The following is an 18,976-nucleotide window of genomic DNA, read 5'->3' on the forward strand; positions in this document are numbered from 1 at the left end:
CCTGTATCCTCCTGCATGGCTTTGATGGCAGTCGTGGCGTCAGCCCCCGGCGGGTATGGCGGCGACGCGGCGGGCAATCCGCAGTACGGCACGTTCGATGGAGGCATATCCGGTGCACCGGCACAGGTTGCCGCTCATGGCCGCGCGGATCTGCGCACGGCCTACATGGCCGCCCGTCTCGCGCATGAGTGCGGTGATGGCGATGACAAAGCCCGGCGCGCAGTAGCCGCACTGGAATGCATTGCCCTGCACCAGTTCCTCACGGACAATCGCGCCCTCCGGCAGCATTTCGATGCCCGCGGCGGTAATGACCGAGCGTCCCGCCGCCCTGTAGGCCGGCAGCAGGCAGGCATTGATGGCCTGCCCGTCCAGCAGGACCATGCAGCCCCCGCACCGCCCCACGCGGCAGCCTGGCTTGACGCTCATGTCCCCCACCTGCTCACGCAGGACATCAAGCAGGGTGGGCGCGGCCCCCAGCGTGGGCGAAAGGGGCGCAACCGGGCAGGCGCGCCCGTTGACCTCCATGGTGGCTGTCATGTCACGGCGCATACCGTCTTCCATTCCATGTAGTTATCCAGCCCCTGCGTGCCGTTTTCCACGCCCCAGCCGGACAGCCCGCGCCCGCCCTTGGGCAGGTCGGGGGAAAAATAGCTGTGGCAGTTCACCCACACCGTGCCCGCGCGAATGGCCGAGACGGTGCGCTCGCTGACCGATATGTCCTGTGTCCATACGCTGGCCGCCAGCCCGTAGCGCGTGTCGTTGGCGGCGGTGATCGCCTCCTCCCACGTGTCAAAGGGCGTGATCATGGCGACGGGTCCGAAAATCTCCTCGCGCATGATGCGCATTTCCGGCCGTGCGCCTGCTATGACGGTTGGCTCGAAAAAGGCCGCATCCCTGCGCTGGCCGCCCGCCAGAACCTGTGCGCCCTCCGTCCTGCCGCCGCTTATGAACTCGGCCACCCGTTCCGCCTGGGTGGTGTTGATGAGCGGGCCGATCTCGGTCGTGCCTTCCAGCCCGTGCCCCATCCGCATGGATTTCGCCTGCTGGCACAGCCCTTCCACCAGTTCGTCATAGCGGCTGCGATGGACGTAAATGCGCGAGCCCGCCACACAGACCTGCCCGGCATTGGAAAAGATGCCGCGCGCCACGCCGGGCACCGCCAGCCCCATATCCGCATCCGCCATGACCAGCATGGGCGACTTGCCGCCCAGTTCCAGCGTCAGCTTCTTCATGTCGGGCATGGCCGCTGCGATGATCCGGCGGCCGACCTCGGTTGACCCGGTAAAGCTGATCTTGTCCACGCCCGGGTGGCTAGCCAGCGCGGCACCCGCATCCGGTCCGTCGCCCGTTACGATATTGACCACGCCGGGGGGCAGCCCCGCCTCCATCATGATCTCCCCCAGCCGGAGTGCCGTAAGCGGTGTTTCCTCGGCTGGCTTGAGCACCACGCAGCACCCGGCGGCAAGGGCCGGGGCAAGCTTCATCGCCGCCATGACCAGTGGCGAGTTCCATGGGCAGATGGCACCAACCACCCCGATCGGTTCACGCCGGGCATGGGCGAACATGCGCCTGCCTGCAGGCTGGTAGGCGATGTTGGTGGGGATGTACGTACCCTCGATCCGCGGGGCCAGCCCGGCATAATAGCGGAACTGCCCCGCTGCGGCCGGAATGTCCCCCCTGCGGCTGGCGGCGACCGGCTTGCCGTTATCCAGCGTTTCCAGCACCGCCAGTTCCTCCAGGTGCTGTTCGATCAGGTCGGCGATGCGCCACAGGATACGCCCGCGCTGCATGCCGGTCATGCCATGCCATGGGCCGGTGTTGAACGCGGCGCGGGCTGCCATTACCGCCGCATCAATATCCGCCGCCGTGCCGGACGCGACTTCCGCCAGCACTTCGCCACTGGCGGGGTCGCGCGTTTCAAACCATTCCCCTGCCACCGGCGCGCGCCATTCACCGCCAATCAGCAGGCCATGGCGGCGGGGGTGCAGGAAGGCGCTAGCCACGGGCGGGATAACCGGGTGTTCATTCACTGTCTGGGTTCCTCAATCCATGTGCCAATGGCACGCATGATCTGTTCGGGTCGGAAGGGGGCGGCATGCGGCCACATGCCCGTGGCCGCCGCGACGGCATTGGCCATGGCGGGGGTCAGGGCCGCCATGCCAAGTTCGCCCACGCCACGCACGCCCGCCGGGTCGTTGCTGTCCATGGCCTCATAGGCATGGATGGCAAGCGCCTGTGGCGTGTCGGGCATCATGGGCACCATGTAGCCATCAAAGTTGAGGGCGAGCGGCCTGCCCGCCCCATACGGAACATGTTCCATCAGGGTGAAACCCATGCCCTGCATCAGCCCGCCCTCAAGCTGGCCAAGATAGCCCGCCACATCAATGACCGGCCCCGCCGCGCAGTGCAGTTCCGCCTTCTCCAGCGTCACGACGCCGGTCGCCCGTTCAACGGCAACCTGACAGATGACGACACCGGTGCAGAACAGGTAGCGGGCATTGGCGCGCTTCCACAACGTGGTGGGCACCTGCCCCCGGAATTCCACCGTCAGGCCGGACAGGTCGGGTGCCCGCCGGGCCAGCTCCGTATAGGTCAGCAATGGCTGTGTATCCGCATTGCGGGTCACATCATGGATACCACCCCGGCCCGGGCGGAGCATGGCCGGGGGGCAGTCCAGCACCATCGCCGCCTGCGCCACCAGCCTTTCGGCCAGCATGCCCGCCGCGCCACGGATGGCGATATTGGCGGCGATGGTCCCGCGTGAGGCGGTGGTCGAGCCGCTGTCCAGATTGATCCGGGTATCGCCCAGCACCGGCCGCACGTCCTCACGCGCGCAGCCGAGCGCCTGCTCCATGGAGGACTGCACCACGGCGGTAATGCCCTGCCCCATCTCCACCAGATCGCACCACGCCTCGATACATCCATCTTCGGCAAGGCGCAGCCGGCAGGCCAGCGGGTCCTCGAACTTCGTGCCAAGTCCGTTGCCCTGATAGATCAGACCCATCCCCACGCCGCGCAGATGCGTGTCATCCCCCTGCGAAGGCAGGCGGGGGTTGCGCCATAGCGGGCTGCTGGCCGCCGCATCGAGCATTTCGTTCAGGTAGATGGAAGGGGCCACCATCTGCCCCAGATAGCCCCTGTCCTCGGGGCCACGCAGGTTGCGACGCCGCATCTCGACCGGGTCAAGGCCGACCTGCCGGGCCAGCCTGTCCATCTGACATTCGATGGCATAGGTCATCTGGTTCGCGCCAAACCCGCGAAACGCGCCGCCCGTGCCGTTATTGGTATAAACCAGCCGCCCGCGTGAGCGCACATGCGCGGCCAGATAGGGGCCGATGACATGCTCCATCCCCGTTTCCAGCACGCAGGGCGCGAGCGAGGCATAGGCCCCGCAATCGGCAATCACATCCACATCCTGCGCCACGATCCGGCCCTGCGCATCGCAGCCGGTTTTCATGCGGATGCGCATGGGCGGGCTTTTGGTGCCCGCCTGCACGGATTCGTCACGGTCCAGGTGCATGCGCACGGTCCGCCCGCTCCTGATCGCCAGCAGGGCCGCGGCAGGCTGCACCGTCAGTTCGTCCTTGCCGCCAAAGGCCCCGCCCACGGGGCTGGACACGATGTGTATCCGCTCGGCCGGCCAGTCCAGAATACGCGCAAGCTGCATCCTGTCGCGCGTGCCATGCTGGGAGCCGATGCAGACATGCAGCGTGCCTTCGGCATCGACATAGGCGTATCCGCCTTCCGTCTCCATGAAGGCGTGCATCTGCCGGGGCGTTTCGTAGGTGGTTTCCAGCACGTGGGCGCAGGTCCTGAACGCGTCCTCCACATCGCCGTAGCCGAACCTGATTTCACGGCACAGATTGCCGTTGTCATGCACGCCCGGCGCGTCATGCGCCAGCGCCGCCACAGGGTCGGACACCACGGGCAGGTCTTCATAGTCCACATGGATCAGTTCAAGCGCGCGGGCGGCGGTTGCCGCATCCTCTGCCGCGACGGCGGCCACCATGTCCCCCGTGTAGCGGACTTTCGTATCACACAGGGCGGGCTGGTCCTGAAATACAATGCCAAAGCCATTCAGGCCGGGAATATCGGCGGCGGTCACGACCGCATGCACGCCCGGCAGCGCACGCGCGGCTGCAACGTCAATGTGTCTGATCCGCGCATGCGGTCTGCCCGCGCGCAGGATGCGCCCGACCAGCATCCCGTCCTCGCGCCGGTCGGTCAGGTAGCCAAAGCTTGTATCCACCTTGCCCGGCATGTCGGACCTGACCGCCCAGCGATCGGGCATGGTGGCGCGTGAGACCAGTTTTTCCCCCTCCAGCGGGGGCATGGGTGCCGGTGCCCTGAAATCCGGCACCGCCGAGACAGGCAGACCCTGCCTGCCGCCAAGGAATACCGCCAGCAGGTTGGCAATCATGGTGCGGATATACGCCGTCTGCCGCCCGTCCTGCCCGGGTGGGCACAGTCCGGTGGCAACGCCTTCACGCCAGCGCGGCCAGCATATCTCCGCCTCCCCGTCGCCCCGCAGCAGCGCCTCGGCCTGGTTCAGGCGGCACGGGCGCAGTCCCTTGCCCCCGGCAGCAAGCCGGACATCGACAATACTTCCGTCCTCCGCACGCCGGACCATGCCAGCCACCACGGCGGTCGCGGGGGTGAATGCCTGCCGCAATCCGACCTTGCGGTAAAAGCCCTGCCAGCCTTCGATATCCCGCACGGGGTAGCCGATCCCGACCACAATGCCTGCCGGGGGATCACGCAGCCACTGCGCCAGCGGCTGCACCACGGGCGTACTCTCACCGGGCAGCAAACCCTGTACCCATGCCTCCATGACAAGAAGGGCGGCCAGGGTACATCCCGACCGCCCTCCGATCTGTCCGCCCAGCGTCGCCAGCCGACGCACGGCAGGCGATGCGACATTGCCGATTGCCTGCCGCAGCAGGGCGGGCACCCGGTCATCATGTTCCAGCGTGGCCAGTGGCACACCCGCCCCGATCCATCCCGGCGCGATGCCGACATAACGGGCGTCTTCCACCCCCGAAAGGTCGATCACCACCCTGCCCCGCGGCAGCACACGGTTCCACTCGATCCGCAGCGCCGTGCCACCCCCCATGAGCAGGACAGGCCCCCCGGCCAGAAGACTGGCCGCCTGCCCCATGTCCCGGGGCCGATGGATGAAGGGGAAAGGTGTCATTCCATCCCTTTCAGGTAACATCCGGGATGCCCGGCATGGTTATGAAACCGGGCAGCGTGCGCATGGCGCGCATCCATCGGCGCAATGCGGGAAAACCGTCATGGTCCACCCCGTAATCCCGGCACAGCGCAAAAGCGGGAAACAGCAGGATGTCGGCAATGGTGGGCGTTGCATCGGCAAACCACTCATGCCCCCCGATATGGCGCAGGACCATGTGGTCCTCCATCACATTGAACGCACGGCGCACCTGCGCGCGCAGTGCGGGGGAAGGTTCTTCCTGCCCCAGCAGGGCGCAGTCACGGGCCTGATGGGCCGCATGCAGGTCACGCACGGAAAACACCAGCCAGTCCATGACCGCGCCAAAGGCCGCCGGGTCGGCGGGCAGCCAGTTCCCGGCCTTCAGCCCACGCGCGCAGGCCAGAACGATCGTTGCCGCCTCGCGCAGGATAACCGGGCCATCCACCCAGACCGGCAGGGTGCCGAGCGGGTTGATACGCAGGAAGGCGGGCTTTTCATGTTCGCGCCCCGGCACCATGTCCACCGGGCGGGAGCGGGAGGCCACCCCCATGAGCGACAGGGCGAGACGGACCTTGTAACATTCGTCATCAAGGGGAAATTCGTAGAGTTCCGGCAACACGGTCATGCGCGCTCTCCCTGCCCGTGTGGAAGGATGGTGCCATAGCCAAGCCCCTTGGCCGCAAGCCACCGGCGGTAAGCGACGGATGCGGTATCCGCGCGGGTGGGGATCTCGGCCTGCCCGTCAAGCGGCAGGCGGCGGGGCACCTGGTTTTCAAGGATCAGCCGGTCCTGCAGGAAGATCACCTGCTCGAAATGCAGCAGCTCGGTATGGGTGGATATTTCATCAACCAGGAATTCGACCGGCTGGGCACGGCACAGTTCCTCCCCCATCGGCTGGATGAACAGGGCGATCGCATCGCGCCGGTCGGGCGCGGATGGGGCGACGCGGTACAGCATGACAATGAAGGGGGACGGCACGCGGTAATCAATATGCATCATCATGCCGCTGCCATCGCGCTCGGTCGCCGCGCCACGGGGCTGCCAGAAATGGCATCCGGTCGCCCAGACCTCATCCACATCCGCCCTGATCTCGGCGCGGTAGGGTCCGACATCGGTATTCGGTTCCGAGCCAAGGATGTCGGTATGGACGTATGGGAAATGCGCCATATCAAGAAAATTCTCGACAATGCGCGGCCCGGAGGAGCGGATGGTAAACCACCCGCACGGCACTACCCGCCGGTCCGGCTCACCTGCCTCCTCAATCTCCACGATCGGGGTATCGGGATTGCCGAATGTGGTGAACACGCAGGCGTACCGTTCGATCACGGGCAGCGGGTCGCCATATTCCCCGCCATGCAGCACCGGGCGCACGCGTATCGCGCCGGTATCACGGCAACGGTCTATGGCAATGTCCTGCCCCAGCAGGCGCGTCCTGTCGGGGCGGTGCGTGACCTCGCTGGCGGTCGCGACCGCGTACCAGGCGTCAAGGGCAACGGGATCGGTCGTCAATGTCATGTGTCTGCTCCCTGCCGGTCGTCATGGCCACGTTCGGCACTGTCGCGCAGCCAGCCCATGCGGCGGGCACATTCGGCGCGCAACGCGGCATCGGCTTGCCCCCGCAGCACCGCATGGACCGCGCACTGCGCGCTGCTTATGGGCTGGAGCGCCAGAACCAGTTCACCCGTCCCGTCTTCCATCGTCAGGCTGAACAGGTCGGGGTGCCCGCCCACGGGCAATAGCTGCCCGAGACCGTAAAAAAACTCGCCCGGCGTTTCTTCCAGCATGACCCGCATGGCACCGGCCGGAACGGCAGCGTGGATGCTGCGTACGGCCGTGCCGGACGCAGCCACCTCCGGCGCGCCGGTGGCGCGGTCACGGCCATGCCACCCCCACAACATGCCGCCACGTTCCGCCACATCGAATGTTTTCATGCAGATACGCGCGGAGACCTTCAGTTCCGGGTGTGCGGGGATCTGGCGGCACTGGCCCGCGCCATCAAAGCGCCAGCCATGGTACAGGCATGCAAGGTCGTTCCCGCGCACGAACCCGAGGCTCATTCTCATGCCGCGATGGGGGCAGCGGTCCTCCCACAGGTGCGGCGCGCCTTCCCCGTCACGCCACAGGGCCAGTTGCCGGCCCGCCAGCACGACCCCGGTTACACAACCCGCCGGCACATCATCAGACAGGCCGATCGCGATCCATCCGGCCCCGTCATCCGGCAGGCGCGACGTCATGAATTCGTCCATTGCGTCAATGCTCCGTTATCAGCAAGCCATTGGGCACGGCGCGCGAACAGCGCCGGGGCCACGGCATTCGCCTGCGCCAGCAGGGCAGGCAGGTCTTCAGTCAGCACCTGGCCATCACGGGCGACTACACGGCCATCAACCATGGTCAGGCATACATCCCCCCCCTGCGCCGCATGCACGAGGTTGTGGTGCAGGTTGGCCCACTGCCCCGAACCGACCAGCGGCGTCATGCGCGGGGTGTTGGTGCGCACGGCAATGATGTCGGCCCGGAACCCCGGGGCAAGCTGCCCCAGTTCATGGCCATGCCCCACCGCACGCGCGCCCAGCCGCGTGGCCATGTCCAGCACCTTCCAGCTATCGAGAGCCGCCGCATTGCGCCGCCCCAGCTTGGCAAGGAGGGAGGCGGTCTTCATCTCCTCGAACATGTCGAGGTTGTTGTTCTCTTTCTCGCCATCCGTGCCCAGACCCACGGCAAGCCCGGCATCGAGCATGTCCTCCACACTGGCGATGCCGCTGGCGAGCTTCATGTTGCTGACCGGGTTGTGGGCAATCGCCACGTCATGGCGGGCACACAGTGCGATTTCACTTTCATCCAGCCATACGGCGTGGGCGAACATGACATGCGGGGTATCGAGCACGCCCAGCTTTTCCATCGCCTGCACGGGGCGCACGCCATAGCGGCTGACGAATTCCGGCGGCTCAAGCTCTGATTCCGAAAGATGGGTATGAAAGCCGGTACGGTGGCGGATGGCCATGTCCACCGCGCGGCGCATGCCTGCCTCATCGGCGTAGAAGGGATGCTCCAGCCCGACCCATACATCAATCCGCCCGTTGGCCGCGCCATGCCAGCGTTCGATCAGGGCTTCGTTATCATCCAGCGTGTCGAAATAGTCGTAGTCGGGGTGCGCGCCCACATAGGGCACGAGCACCGCGCGCAGCCCCATCTCCTCGGCGGCGCGGGCGCTGCCATCCATGAAGCGCCACATGTCCACCACCGTCGTCGTGCCCGACAGCAGGGCCTCGGCATAGCACACGCGGGAGGCTAGCTCGGCCTCCTGCGCCGTCAGCACGCGGTGCATGGGGTTGATGTGCTGGGTCAGCCATTCCCATACCGGCAGGTGCTCGGCCGTGCCGCGCAGCAGGCCGGAATGGGCGTGCGCATTGATAAGACCGGGCATAAGCAGCGCATCAGGCAGGTCTTCGACCGGCGCGTCGGGCCAGCGTGCCGTGACCGCCGCGCGCGTATCCACCATAAGGATTCGCCCGTTCTCCACCGCCACCGCGCCATCAACGATCACGCGCCTTGCGTCATCCATCGTCACGACATGGCCCGCGGCAAGGATTTGGGGGGCCATGGCTGTGTTTTCGGTCGGGTTCATGGTCATGTTCCCTCCTTCATCATGTCTGCGGCCCGTTCGGCCACCATGACCACCGGCGCAAGGGTGTTGCATGTCGGGATGACCGGAATGACCGAGGCATCGGCAATGCGTAATCCGTCCACCCCGCGCACGCGCAGCGTCGGATCGACAACGCTCATCTCATCCGTGCCCATGGAACAGGTGCCGCAGACATGGAAGAACGTGGACAGGCTCTCGCGCACGAAGGCTTCACGCCCTGCCCGGTCCAGCCTGCGGGCGGGGGAAGCGGGACGCAGCACCAGGTCACGGAACGCAGCACTTTCAGCCAGGTCGAACACCGTCTCGACCGCGCTGGCCAGCGCCCGGAGGTCGGAGGGTTCGGCCAGGAATTCAGGCTGTATTTCCACCGCCCCGTCATGCCGGGCTTCGAGCAGGCGCATGTAGCCCCGGCTTTTAGACCCCATGAGCCCCGGAGAGATGGCGAAACTGTCGTCCGGAATATCATAGCGTGCCCGCAGTTCGGGCGAGGCATGCGGCCGCTGGACAATAAAGGCATGCAGGTCAGGCGCCTGCAGGGCGGGATCGCTCTTCCAGTTCATCATCGCCCCACCACCCTGGTCATGGATGGGACCAAGGGGCGCGCGGGCGACGAAGTTCATGCCCTTGAGCAGGGGATGGTCCTGCAGGTTCATGCCCACGCCCGGCAGGTCCACCCGCACCGGCAGGCCCAGACGCTCCAGCTCGGCAGCCGGACCGATACCAGAGAGCAGCAGCAGGCGCGGCGTATCAATCGCGCCTGCCGCCAGAACGACCTCCCGCGTGGCGGACAGGACCCTTGTGGTGCTGCCAGATGCAACGCGCACGCCGGTGCAGGCACCGTTTTCCACAACAAGTGACGTGACCTGCACATCGGTCAGGAGCGTGAGGTTGGGCCACGCCATTGCCGGGCGCAGGTAGCCACGACTGGTGCTCCACCGTTCCCCATCCGCGATATTGAGGTTGGCGAGGCTCGCACCCTCATTATCGGGGCCGTTGCCGTCCTCCAGCACGGGAAAGCCACATTCGGCCGCCGCCGCCAGCAGCGCCCGCGCAATGGGGTGGGGATCGGGCGAGCGGGTGATGCGCAGTGGCCCGCCTGTGCCGCGCAGCGCGGTCGCCCCGCCCTCCCAGTCCTCGGCGCGGCGGAAATAGGGCAGCACGGAACGGAAATTCCACCCGGTCGCACCCGCCTGTTCCCACGCATCATAGTCCGAAGGATGGCCGCGGTACCACAGCATGGCGTTGGTGGATGAACACCCCCCCACAACCCGCCCCCGCGGGATGGGAATGGACTGCCCCATGGCATGGCGCGCCGGGGCATATACATAACGGTAATCGTAGCGCGAAGTCGCAAGACCGGCCCATGCGGCAGGGTCCGAGATTTCACGCACGTGTTCATCCGTGGGGCCGGATTCCAGCACCAGCACCCGCGCATCCGTATCTTCCGCAAGGCGGCGGCCCAGCACGGCGCCGGCCGAGCCCGCGCCCACGACAATATAGTCCCAGACGGCGCCGATGTCGGACAGGACAGAATGTTCCATGATGCCCGCCCTCAGTTATGTTCGCTCGGGCCCATGATGACGATGTTCTCCGTCTCTTCCACGTGGCGGACGAAGATGTACTTGTCCTCGCGCCCGTCGGAATGTTTGCGGCGGATGTCCCTGCGCACCGTGGATGTCACCTTCGCCACCACGATATACGGCTCACGCGCGGCCAGCCCCTTGCGGCAGTGTTCCTCGAACGTGGCGAGGTCGGTCGCCACATGCGCCTCCTTCACCCCCGACCCGCGCGCGATGGCCGCGATGTCCACCCGCTGGGCGGCGGTATGGGTGGGCGGGCCACCGATGGACTGGTAACATTCATTGTCCCACACCACGACGAACAGGTTTTCAGGCTGCTCGTTACCCAGCGTGGCGAGGATACCGAGGTTGAAAAGCATCCCGCCATCGGTATCGAGCGAGACGATGCGGCGGTGCGGCAGGCCCACCGCAAGGCCGAATGCCTGTGGCGTGACACAGCCGAGCTGCTGCTGGAACAGGCTGGCCTTACGCATGTGCGGGGCGGCGTTGTACCATTCATCCACACTGCCACCGAGCGAGAGGATGACCAGTTCATCCTTGAGCTGCGCCGAGAGCACTTCCATGCAGTCAAAACGGTTCATCGTACAATCTCCCCGCTCAGTGCAATGGCGACGTGGTAATAGGCGGCGTAGGCCCATTCATAGGCATCGTGGATGGCGGTCTCGATCTCGTCTTCCTTCCGCACGACGCGGTAGGGAATCCGCATGGCGTTGAGCAGCGGCTCCATGGTGATGCCATGCGGGATCGCCCACCAGTTGTTCTCGCCCAGGTCGCCGCGGTAGCTCATCAGCATGATGACGGGAATGCCCGCACCCAGCCCCATGCGGGCCAGCGGCTCGATCGAGGCGCGCAGGCCGGAATTTTCCATGACCAGCGCGGCCCGCTTGCCCGACAGGAACACACCGCCACAGATCGCGGCCCCCTCGCCTTCGTTCGTCACGGGGATGGTCCGGATGTCGGGGTCGGCATCAAGGGCCGGGTAGAGCTCCTTGAAAAGGGAGTCTGGCAGATAACACACAACGCTTACGCCCGCGGCCTTGAGGCCCCGGATGACGGCGTCGACGGCACCCTGTTTCATGAGTTCGCTACCTTCGCATCTAATATCGATAGCGACACGGTCTCAGGTTTTTGCTGTCCCGCATAGACCCTAAATTCGCACCATAATGTTGTGCTGGGCACAACAACTCAGGGCAAGGGCGCAAGCCGCCTGAAGGCGTCAGAAATCAGGTTTGACAACAGTAATGGCGCGGCGGGCAGCAGCAGGCCGGTGCGCACGTAAACCCCAAGTGCCCGCGGTTTTATGCCGCTGGCATGAAAGGGGACGAAGACAAGCGTCTTCTCGCGCAGTTCGTGTTCCACCCCGATACGGGTCTGGAACGCGATCCCCGCCCCGCGCGCGGCCAAGTCGGCCATGAGGGCGATCGAATTCGTCGCCATGCGCGGGGATGCGACCGGCTCCGCCTCCTGCCCCGCATGCAGCAGGTTATTGATGGTCAGCCCCGTATCGGGGCCAAGGATACGCTCGGCCGCAAGGTCCGCCATGCGCAGCCGCTTGCGCCGCGCCAGATGGTGCCGGGGCGACATGATGACGCCAATGGGCAGCGACACCACATCCAGCCGGTCAAGCCGGGCGGGGTCATGTGGGGCATCGAACGCAACACCCAGATCACACGCGCCATCCTGAATGGCGGCCAGGATCTGCTCCGAACCCAAAACCTTTATGTCAACATTCACATCCGGCGCGCTGGCCCAGAATTGTGACAGGAGTGCGGGCAACATGCCGCGCGCGACACTTTCCACCACGCCGATGGTGATCGAGCCATGCCGCAGGCCCTGCATGTCACGGATCAGGGCCTGCGCGCGCTCAAGCTCCAGCGCGCCCGCATGGGCATGGTCACGCAGCACCTTGCCCGCCGCCGTCAGCACCAGCCGACGTGCTATACGCTCGAACAGGGATGCGCCCAGCTCCGCCTCAAACTGCGCAATGACACGGCTGATGGATGAAGGTGCTACCCCCAGCGCGGCGGCGGCGCTGCGTATGGACCCATGCCGGGTTACGGTAAGAAAATACTGCAGCCGTGTGGCAAGCAGGTATCCATGCATGTCGGCAGCCATCTGTTCGTGTTCCCCCCCCTGCGCTGACGCCGCGATACCCGGCGTGGGTGACATAGGTTCCTGAAATCGTCCTTTTACTCAATCCCTCCGCCATACCGGGATTAGGCAGCATCGGGTTGCGCAATGGTGGCGTGGCGGAGGGCAGGCGGAAAAAACTTTTTCCGGTTTCCTGCCTTGTCACCACAGGCGAACTGCCATCCCGCATGGCGCGGAAGGTGGCAGGAGCCGGATGGAACGGGAGCATGGATCATGCCGCGTGGTGACAAATCCGCCTATACGGACAAGCAGAAGCGACAGGCCGCACATATCGAGGAAAGCTACGAGGAACGTGGCGTCAGCGAAGACGAGGCCGAACGCCGTGCATGGGCTACCGTCAATAAGGAGACGGGCGGCGGCAAGAAAAGCGGTTCGGGCCGGGGCCATGCCGTAACGCATGAACCCTCCCGCCGGGGTGGCCGGATCGGGGGTGCCGCATCCGCCCACCGTCCGGCGGAAGAACGCGCGGCCTCGGCCAAAAAGGCCGCTGAAACCCGCCGCAGAAACGCGCAGGAATAGGATACGGCGCGTTCAGCCACCGCCTGTAACCATCTCCCAGTTCAGGCCGAAGCGGGCGAGGTATTTGCGCAGGCGGTCCGCGTCGTTCTGGCTGGTCTTTCCCTGCCGGGATACGGCGAACAGCCGTCGCCCCGCCGCGGAAAGTGATGACGCCGCGCGGCATGCCCGCACGACCGCCGCCAGTTGCGCCCGGTCAAACTCATCCACGCCCGCCGGATCGGGCAGCACTTCGGCCAGCAGCGCAAGGTCACCATCAAGCGCGACCGCCGCCCACTGATGGCGCAGGACCATGATTTCCGCCTCCACCATCGGCAGGGTTATGCGCCCGCGTTCGGCAAGGGTGCACAGCCTGCGGACCGAGGCCGACAGGTCACGGCAATTACCCGACCATGGCGTGGCCGGGTCACGGGCGAAATGCAGGTAGCGCGCCATCGCATCCGCATTGAAGCCGGTCTTGCAGCCAAGGTTCAGTTCGGCTTCCTCCAGCTCATACGCCAGTTCGGCTTCCATATCTTCCCGCCGGTCGCGCAGCGGTGGCAGGCGGAAAACCCATAACGCCAGTCGCGCCAGCAGGTCGGGGCGCATGATCCCCTGCCGCGCCAACACGGACAGGTCGCGGCTGGTTGCGGCAATCAGGTGGAAACGGCAGGTCTGCGCGGTATCGGCCCCCACGGGGTAATAACTGCCACTTTCCAGCGCATCGAGCAGCATGCCCTGCAGGGCATGGGGCAGCAGGTCGATGTCATCAAGAAACAGTACCCCGCCTTCCGCCTCGCCCAGGAATCCTGTCCGTTCGGTGCCCGCCAGCCCCACGACATTGCGCCGCTGGCCAAACAGGGCGGACATGGCGTGCGGCCCCTGCAACCCTGCACAGTTTACATGGACCAGACGCCCCCTGATCCGCCGGCGCTGGAGTTTCAGTTCATGGATGCGCCGGGCCAGCGTGGTCTTGCCAACACCAGCCTCCCCCACCAGCACGACCGGCCCGTCCGAGCGGGTCACGACCTGTTCCAGCCGTTCCATCACGTCATGAAAGGCAGCGTTCCGGGTCGGGATGCCGCCGCGCAGCATGTAGGAATGTTCCCGCGCCGCCGCCTCAAACCGGCGTTGCAAGGCATTATAGCGCGCAAGGTCAAGGTCAATGATGTCGATCGTGCCGTTGGGTGCATCCTCGCCCCGTGGTGGCCCGCTCTGGAGCAGGCAGGCGGGGATATGGCGGCTTTCCGTCAGCAGGAACCAGCAGATCTGGGCCACATGCGTGCCGGTGGTCAGGTGGACGTAGTAACGCTCCCGCTCCTCATCAAAGCCGTATGATTGTGCAAAGTCATACAGCTTTCCATAAACTTCCTGAAAATCCCATGGGTTGTCGAGTTCCATGTCCACCAGCCGCACCTCGGTCCGAGGGGACAGGGCCACGATGTCACGCGCCACCTTCTCGGCCAGCCGGAGGTTTTGATGCTGATAGAGCAGTTCCAGCCGGTCGACCGGAAAATCGGGATGGGCACAGATCTGCACCGAAGGCCGCCATGAGTAACGACGCCCCTGATCGAGGGTGGTACCGAGGAAGCCGATGACAACATTACGCATAGGTTTATATAAACGGATAAACCCATATAAATCCATATATGATTTCAGGAGGCACCCATGTCAGAATTCCGATAATTCTGTTTTATAACAATCAGCTACAAGAAATTATCGTTTTTCTTTTTCTCCGTATTTCCCTCGGGCACAAAAAAGGGGTGACGAAGAAAGGGAACAGAGCCATGGCAGACCGATCCATGCTTGCATCGCTACGGGAGTGGTTCACACCACGGGCCAATACCCGTAACGTGATCGGGGCTCCCGCCTATGATCCGGGCGCGCGCCACAAGCTGGCCCAGCTTGCCATGACAGGCACCTTTGGCGATGGCTATTATCAGGACGCGCAGGCGTACATAGATGCCCTGGTCGAACAGGCTCACGCCGTAAGCCCTGATTTCCTTGCCCGCACAGCCATCCATGCCCGGGACCGGGGGCACATGAAGGATACGCCCGCCCTGCTGCTGGCCATCCTGTCCATGCGTGATACGGCGCTGTTTGTCCGTGCGTTCCCGCAGGTCGTGACGTCCGGCCGTATGCTGCGCACCTTCGTGCGGATCATGCGCTCCGGGCAGGCGGGGCGCAGGTCGCTTGGCTCACGGCCAAAGGCCATGGTGCGGGACTGGCTGGATGGGGCATCGGACGGGCAGCTTCTGGCAGCCTCGGTCGGGAATGACCCGTCGCTGGCCGATATCATCCGCATGGTCCATCCGCGCCCCGGCAATGCGCAACGTGAGGCATTCTATGCCTGGCTGATCGACAGGCCCGTCGATACATCGGCCCTGCCGCCCATCGTGCAGGAACTGCTGGCCTTCCGTTCAGGGGTGTCGGAACAGGTGCCCGCCGTGCCGTTCCAGCTTCTGGCCAGCCTGCCGCTCTCACCCGGGCAGTGGGGGGCCGTCGCCCGCATGGCATCGTGGCAGACCCTGCGGCAGGGGCTGAACATGCTGACACGCAACGGTGCCTTTGATGATCCGGCGATCGTGGCCCACGTAGCGGCGGTACTGCGCGACCCGGAACGGTTCCGGGCAGCCAGGGCCCAGCCCTACCAGTTGCTTGCGACCCTGAAGGCGCTGGACCCGGCTGTGCCCCCTGCCCTGACGGAGGCCCTGCACGACGCCATGGAACATGCGGTGGACAATGTGCCCCAGTTTGGGGGGCGCGTAGTGATTTGCCCCGATGTATCGGCGTCCATGCATGCGCCAGTCACGGGCTACCGGGGCAGCGCCACCTCGGCGGTGAGGTGCATTGATGTCGCGGCTCTTGTGGCGGTGGCGGTCAGGCGCAGCAACCCTGCCGCCCGCATCCTGCCCTTTGCCATGCGGGTGCATGACATTGATCTGGGGTCCGATGATACGATCCTGACCAACGCCTGCCGCCTTGCGAAACTGGGCGGTGGCGGCACGGATTGCGCGGCCCCGCTGGCATGGCTCAATGCCCGGCGCGAACCGGTGGATGTTGTTGTGTTCGTATCGGACAACGCCTCGTGGGGTAACGCATGGGTGGTGGAGTGGGGAACGGGCATGATGCAGGAATGGATAAAGCTGAAAGCCCGCAACCCGGCGGCACGCCTTATCTGTATCGACATCCAGCCTTACGGCACCACACAGGTGGCCGAACGGCCAGATGTGCTGAATATTGGCGGCTTTTCCGATGCGGTCTTTGACCAGATGGCCGAATTCACATCGGGCCGGATGGAAACCGCGCACTGGGTGGGTCAGATCATGGCCCGGCCGCTCTGAACAGGCTTGGCGAATGCCGGGGGGACTACAGTCACGAGGCCACTCTTACGGGAACCCTCCCCCCTTTGTCCTTCCAACCCCTTGTCGCCAGAACCTTTTTTTCACCACCCGCCCACCGGGGATACACGCCGGACCACGCTGCAAGCAAGGTCCGGCACCTCTCCTTTCCCCTGATGTAGCCCCCCGGCAGAAACCGCGCGGGCGCTATCGGGATCATGCAGGCAACATGCCGTGGGCGCCCACGCCCCATGGCCCCGGAAAGATATGTGAACGATCATGACCCATGAAATTCCCGGCCCCATAACCGGCACGCACCTGATTGAATGGGGCCATTGCCCCGGCCCTGCCTTTGCCGCCCTGCTGGAGCGGGCCAACGCCGCGCGGGCCGACGGGATGGACATGACCCGTATCCGCGCCCTGCTGGCTGCCGACCTGCCGCAACCACCGCCCCCGCATCGGCCCCTGCTAGGGGCGGGCGACGTGCCGCTGCATATCGCGATCCGTGCGGAAAACGGGGATGAAACCGACAACTTGAACGGCGTGCTGGCCACAATGCGCGAAGTGCTGCGCACGCCCACGGTGCAGGCCGGGGCCATCATGCCCGATGCCTGCCCGTCCGGCCCGCTGGGCACCATTCCGGTTGGCGGGGTTGTCGCGACACGCAACGCTATCCATCCCGGCATGCATTCGGCCGACATATGCTGTTCGGTCATGATGACCGACCTTGGCGTGGCTGATCCGAAAATGGTGCTGGACGTGGCCTCGGCCACTACGCATTTCGGGCGCGGCGGCCGCGGGGATGCCAGCCGGTTCGCGATGGAACCGGACCTGTTTGAGGCTTTCCGCGCCAATCCGTTCCTGAAGCGCCAGAAGACATTGCAGGCTGCACGGAGCCATATGGGCACGCAGGGGGATGGCAACCATTTCCTGTTCGTGGGGCGTTCGCGCAGTACGGGGCATACGGTCATGGTCACGCATCACGGCTCACGCGGACCGGGCGGGCAGTTGTACAAGGCTGGCATGGAGGTGGCCGAGCGCTACAGGCAGCAGCTTTCTCCCGCCACGTTGCCGCAGAATGCGTGGATTCCGGCGGATAGCGCGGATGGCCGCGCCTACTGGCAGGCCCTGCAGCTCATCCGCCGCTGGACCAGGGCCAACCATACCGTGCTCCACCACGCCATCAGCACCGCCATAGGAGCCAGCGTGGTGGACCGGTTCTGGAACGAGCATAACTTCGTCTTCCAGCGCGATGGCCTGTTCTATCATGGCAAGGGCGCCACACCCGCCTGGGGCAGCCATGCCGATGATGCCTGCGGCCGGGTGCTCATACCCCTCAACATGGCCGAGCCGGTCTTGGTCGCGCGGGGAAAGGATGCCCGCCACGCGCTGGGCTTCGCGCCCCATGGGGCGGGGCGCAACTTCTCGCGCACCGAGCATCGCCGCCGCATGGGCAATGTCTCCCCGGCCACCCGGCTTGCCGCCGAGACACAGGGGCTGGACATCCGCTTTTACGGGGGCGAGGTCGATACATCGGAACTGCCGTCAAGCTACAAGCGGGCCGATGCGGTCGTGCGGCAGATTGACGAATACGGCCTTGCCGAGATTGAGGACTATATTGACCCCTTCGGCTGCATCATGGCGGGCAACATGCCCTACCGCAAAAGGTAGTCCGCCTGCCATGCCATCTGAAACCCGGCCGGGGATGTGCGCGCACTCACGGGCCATAAGGTGTGCATTTACGCCAGCCATGTCGTCAGACTGGCCTGTCTGATACGGCTGGCCCCGGTGGAACAGGTGACATGCACGACCACGTATCCTGCCCTGCTCCACCGCGCGTTCAGATGGTGATGTAGGAGCGCACATCCTCCGCCACGAGATCACACGCCTGCCCCGCCAGCACGACCTTGCCACGATCCAGCACGGCTATGCTGTCAGCCAGTTCAAAGGCGAAGTCGAAATACTGCTCAACCAGCACGATAGCCATGTCACCCCGGTCACGCAGCATGCCGATGATGGTGCCGATATCCTTGATGATGCTGGGCTGGATGCCCTCGGTCGGTTCATCCAGCACCAGCAGGCGCGGGCGGATGACCAGCGCGCGGGCAATGGCAAGCTGCTGCTGCTGGCCGCCCGACAGGTCGCCGCCCCGGCGGTCAAGCATCTGCGCCAGGACGGGGAACAGGTCGAATATCTCATCAGGCACCCTGCGCTGCCCGCGTGGCAGCAGGCCGAACCCGGTCTCAAGGTTCTCGCGCACGCTCAGCAGCGGGAAAATATCGCGCCCCTGCGGCACGGTGGCGATGCCGCGTCTGGCACGTTCATAGGCGGGGAGCCTGCTCAGCTCCTCTCCTTCCCATTTGATATGGCCAGCGCTTATGGCGTGCATGCCGGTTATGGCGCGGATCAGGCTGGTCTTGCCCACGCCATTGCGCCCGAGCACACAGGTCACTTTTCCCATGCGCGCCTCAACCGACACGCCGCGCAGGGCAATCGCCGCACCATAATGCAGGTGCACATCCTTAACGTCGAGCATGGACGTTGCCTCCTTCCG

16 protein-coding genes are annotated in these 18,976 nt (G+C 65.2%); 3 read left to right on the top strand and 13 right to left on the bottom strand.

All coding sequences use genetic code 11. The annotated features are described in order from the left end of the window. Positions 1–39: 39 nt before the first annotated feature. From DY926_RS00775 to DY926_RS00825, 11 genes are all read right to left on the bottom strand, one after another. A complete protein-coding gene (locus DY926_RS00775; RefSeq protein WP_116701633.1) occupies positions 40–561 on the bottom strand; it encodes a (2Fe-2S)-binding protein in 522 nt (173 codons plus the stop codon). After that, positions 534–2,003: an aldehyde dehydrogenase family protein gene (locus tag DY926_RS00780; RefSeq protein WP_241502977.1), complete on the bottom strand. Its 1,470-nt coding sequence runs from the start codon at positions 2,001–2,003 to the stop codon at positions 534–536. Before DY926_RS00780 ends, DY926_RS00775 begins: the two co-directional genes overlap by 28 nt. A gap of 23 nt (positions 2,004–2,026) precedes the next feature. Next, complete coding sequence (locus DY926_RS00785; RefSeq protein WP_116701634.1) at positions 2,027–5,194, bottom strand: molybdopterin cofactor-binding domain-containing protein; 3,168 nt, start codon at positions 5,192–5,194, stop codon at positions 2,027–2,029. Between the two features lie 10 nt (positions 5,195–5,204). Beyond that, entirely contained in the window at positions 5,205–5,837 is a 633-nt protein-coding gene (locus tag DY926_RS00790) for a glutathione S-transferase family protein (protein ID WP_116701635.1), read from the bottom strand. Then, complete coding sequence (locus DY926_RS00795; RefSeq protein ID WP_116701636.1) at positions 5,834–6,727, bottom strand: aromatic ring-hydroxylating oxygenase subunit alpha; 894 nt, start codon at positions 6,725–6,727, stop codon at positions 5,834–5,836. Before DY926_RS00795 ends, DY926_RS00790 begins: the two co-directional genes overlap by 4 nt. Beyond that, on the bottom strand, positions 6,724–7,458 hold the full coding sequence (locus DY926_RS00800) for a Rieske (2Fe-2S) protein (RefSeq protein ID WP_241502978.1): 735 nt from the start codon (positions 7,456–7,458) through the stop codon (positions 6,724–6,726). The genes DY926_RS00795 and DY926_RS00800 overlap by 4 nt, the downstream gene beginning before the upstream one ends. Beyond that, the gene (locus DY926_RS00805) at positions 7,443–8,837 is read right to left on the bottom strand and encodes an amidohydrolase family protein (protein ID WP_206609034.1); all 1,395 of its coding nucleotides are present in this window, start codon (positions 8,835–8,837) and stop codon (positions 7,443–7,445) included. Before DY926_RS00805 ends, DY926_RS00800 begins: the two co-directional genes overlap by 16 nt. A gap of 2 nt (positions 8,838–8,839) precedes the next feature. After that, on the bottom strand, positions 8,840–10,396 hold the full coding sequence (locus tag DY926_RS00810) for a GMC family oxidoreductase (protein WP_116701637.1): 1,557 nt from the start codon (positions 10,394–10,396) through the stop codon (positions 8,840–8,842). An 11-nt stretch (positions 10,397–10,407) separates the two neighbouring features. Then, complete coding sequence (locus DY926_RS00815; protein WP_116701638.1) at positions 10,408–11,016, bottom strand: thiamine pyrophosphate-dependent enzyme; 609 nt, start codon at positions 11,014–11,016, stop codon at positions 10,408–10,410. Then, positions 11,013–11,513: a thiamine pyrophosphate-binding protein gene (locus tag DY926_RS00820; protein WP_116701639.1), complete on the bottom strand. Its 501-nt coding sequence runs from the start codon at positions 11,511–11,513 to the stop codon at positions 11,013–11,015. The genes DY926_RS00815 and DY926_RS00820 overlap by 4 nt, the downstream gene beginning before the upstream one ends. Positions 11,514–11,620: 107 nt before the next feature. Continuing rightward, entirely contained in the window at positions 11,621–12,604 is a 984-nt protein-coding gene (locus DY926_RS00825; RefSeq protein WP_116701640.1) for a LysR family transcriptional regulator, read from the bottom strand. A 195-nt stretch (positions 12,605–12,799) separates the two neighbouring features. On the opposite strand from DY926_RS00825, the gene DY926_RS00830 reads away from it, so the two are divergent. Beyond that, positions 12,800–13,105, top strand: coding sequence for a plasmid stabilization protein (locus DY926_RS00830; RefSeq protein WP_116701641.1), 306 nt, complete (start codon positions 12,800–12,802; stop codon positions 13,103–13,105). Between the two features lie 12 nt (positions 13,106–13,117). Here the strand turns inward: DY926_RS00830 and DY926_RS00835 are convergent, their stop codons facing one another. Further along, the gene (locus DY926_RS00835; RefSeq protein WP_116701642.1) at positions 13,118–14,692 is read right to left on the bottom strand and encodes an RNA repair transcriptional activator RtcR family protein; all 1,575 of its coding nucleotides are present in this window, start codon (positions 14,690–14,692) and stop codon (positions 13,118–13,120) included. Between the two features lie 176 nt (positions 14,693–14,868). Here DY926_RS00835 and DY926_RS00840 point away from each other — a divergent pair, with 176 nt between their 5' ends. Both DY926_RS00840 and DY926_RS00845 read left to right on the top strand, forming a co-directional pair. After that, positions 14,869–16,425 carry a vWA domain-containing protein gene (locus DY926_RS00840; protein ID WP_116701643.1) on the top strand — a complete coding sequence of 519 codons (1,557 nt, stop codon included), beginning with the start codon at positions 14,869–14,871 and terminating at the stop codon, positions 16,423–16,425. Positions 16,426–16,701: 276 nt separating this feature from the next. Next, positions 16,702–18,093 carry an RtcB family protein gene (locus tag DY926_RS00845; protein ID WP_116701644.1) on the top strand — a complete coding sequence of 464 codons (1,392 nt, stop codon included), beginning with the start codon at positions 16,702–16,704 and terminating at the stop codon, positions 18,091–18,093. Positions 18,094–18,262: 169 nt separating this feature from the next. On the opposite strand, the gene urtE is transcribed toward DY926_RS00845, so the two are convergent. After that, positions 18,263–18,958, bottom strand: a complete 696-nt coding sequence (gene urtE, locus DY926_RS00850; protein ID WP_116701645.1) for an urea ABC transporter ATP-binding subunit UrtE — start codon at positions 18,956–18,958, stop codon at positions 18,263–18,265. Positions 18,959–18,976: the final 18 nt, after the last annotated feature.

This window comes from Komagataeibacter melaceti (assembly GCF_003403295.1).
Classification (GTDB): Bacteria; Pseudomonadota; Alphaproteobacteria; order Acetobacterales; family Acetobacteraceae; genus Komagataeibacter; species Komagataeibacter melaceti.

Coding starts and splice junctions, on each gene's coding strand:
- DY926_RS00775 (WP_116701633.1), bottom strand. CDS start 561: ATGGAAGACGGTATGCGCCGTGACATGACAGCCACCATGGAGGTCAAC.
- DY926_RS00785 (WP_116701634.1), bottom strand. CDS start 5,194: ATGACACCTTTCCCCTTCATCCATCGGCCCCGGGACATGGGGCAGGCG.
- DY926_RS00790 (WP_116701635.1), bottom strand. CDS start 5,837: ATGACCGTGTTGCCGGAACTCTACGAATTTCCCCTTGATGACGAATGT.
- DY926_RS00795 (WP_116701636.1), bottom strand. CDS start 6,727: ATGACATTGACGACCGATCCCGTTGCCCTTGACGCCTGGTACGCGGTC.
- DY926_RS00800 (WP_241502978.1), bottom strand. CDS start 7,458: ATGGACGAATTCATGACGTCGCGCCTGCCGGATGACGGGGCCGGATGG.
- DY926_RS00805 (WP_206609034.1), bottom strand. CDS start 8,837: ATGAACCCGACCGAAAACACAGCCATGGCCCCCCAAATCCTTGCCGCG.
- DY926_RS00810 (WP_116701637.1), bottom strand. CDS start 10,396: ATGGAACATTCTGTCCTGTCCGACATCGGCGCCGTCTGGGACTATATT.
- DY926_RS00815 (WP_116701638.1), bottom strand. CDS start 11,016: ATGAACCGTTTTGACTGCATGGAAGTGCTCTCGGCGCAGCTCAAGGAT.
- DY926_RS00820 (WP_116701639.1), bottom strand. CDS start 11,513: ATGAAACAGGGTGCCGTCGACGCCGTCATCCGGGGCCTCAAGGCCGCG.
- DY926_RS00825 (WP_116701640.1), bottom strand. CDS start 12,604: ATGTCACCCACGCCGGGTATCGCGGCGTCAGCGCAGGGGGGGGAACAC.
- DY926_RS00830 (WP_116701641.1), top strand. CDS start 12,800: ATGCCGCGTGGTGACAAATCCGCCTATACGGACAAGCAGAAGCGACAG.
- DY926_RS00835 (WP_116701642.1), bottom strand. CDS start 14,692: ATGCGTAATGTTGTCATCGGCTTCCTCGGTACCACCCTCGATCAGGGG.
- DY926_RS00840 (WP_116701643.1), top strand. CDS start 14,869: ATGGCAGACCGATCCATGCTTGCATCGCTACGGGAGTGGTTCACACCA.
- DY926_RS00845 (WP_116701644.1), top strand. CDS start 16,702: ATGACCCATGAAATTCCCGGCCCCATAACCGGCACGCACCTGATTGAA.
- urtE (WP_116701645.1), bottom strand. CDS start 18,958: ATGCTCGACGTTAAGGATGTGCACCTGCATTATGGTGCGGCGATTGCC.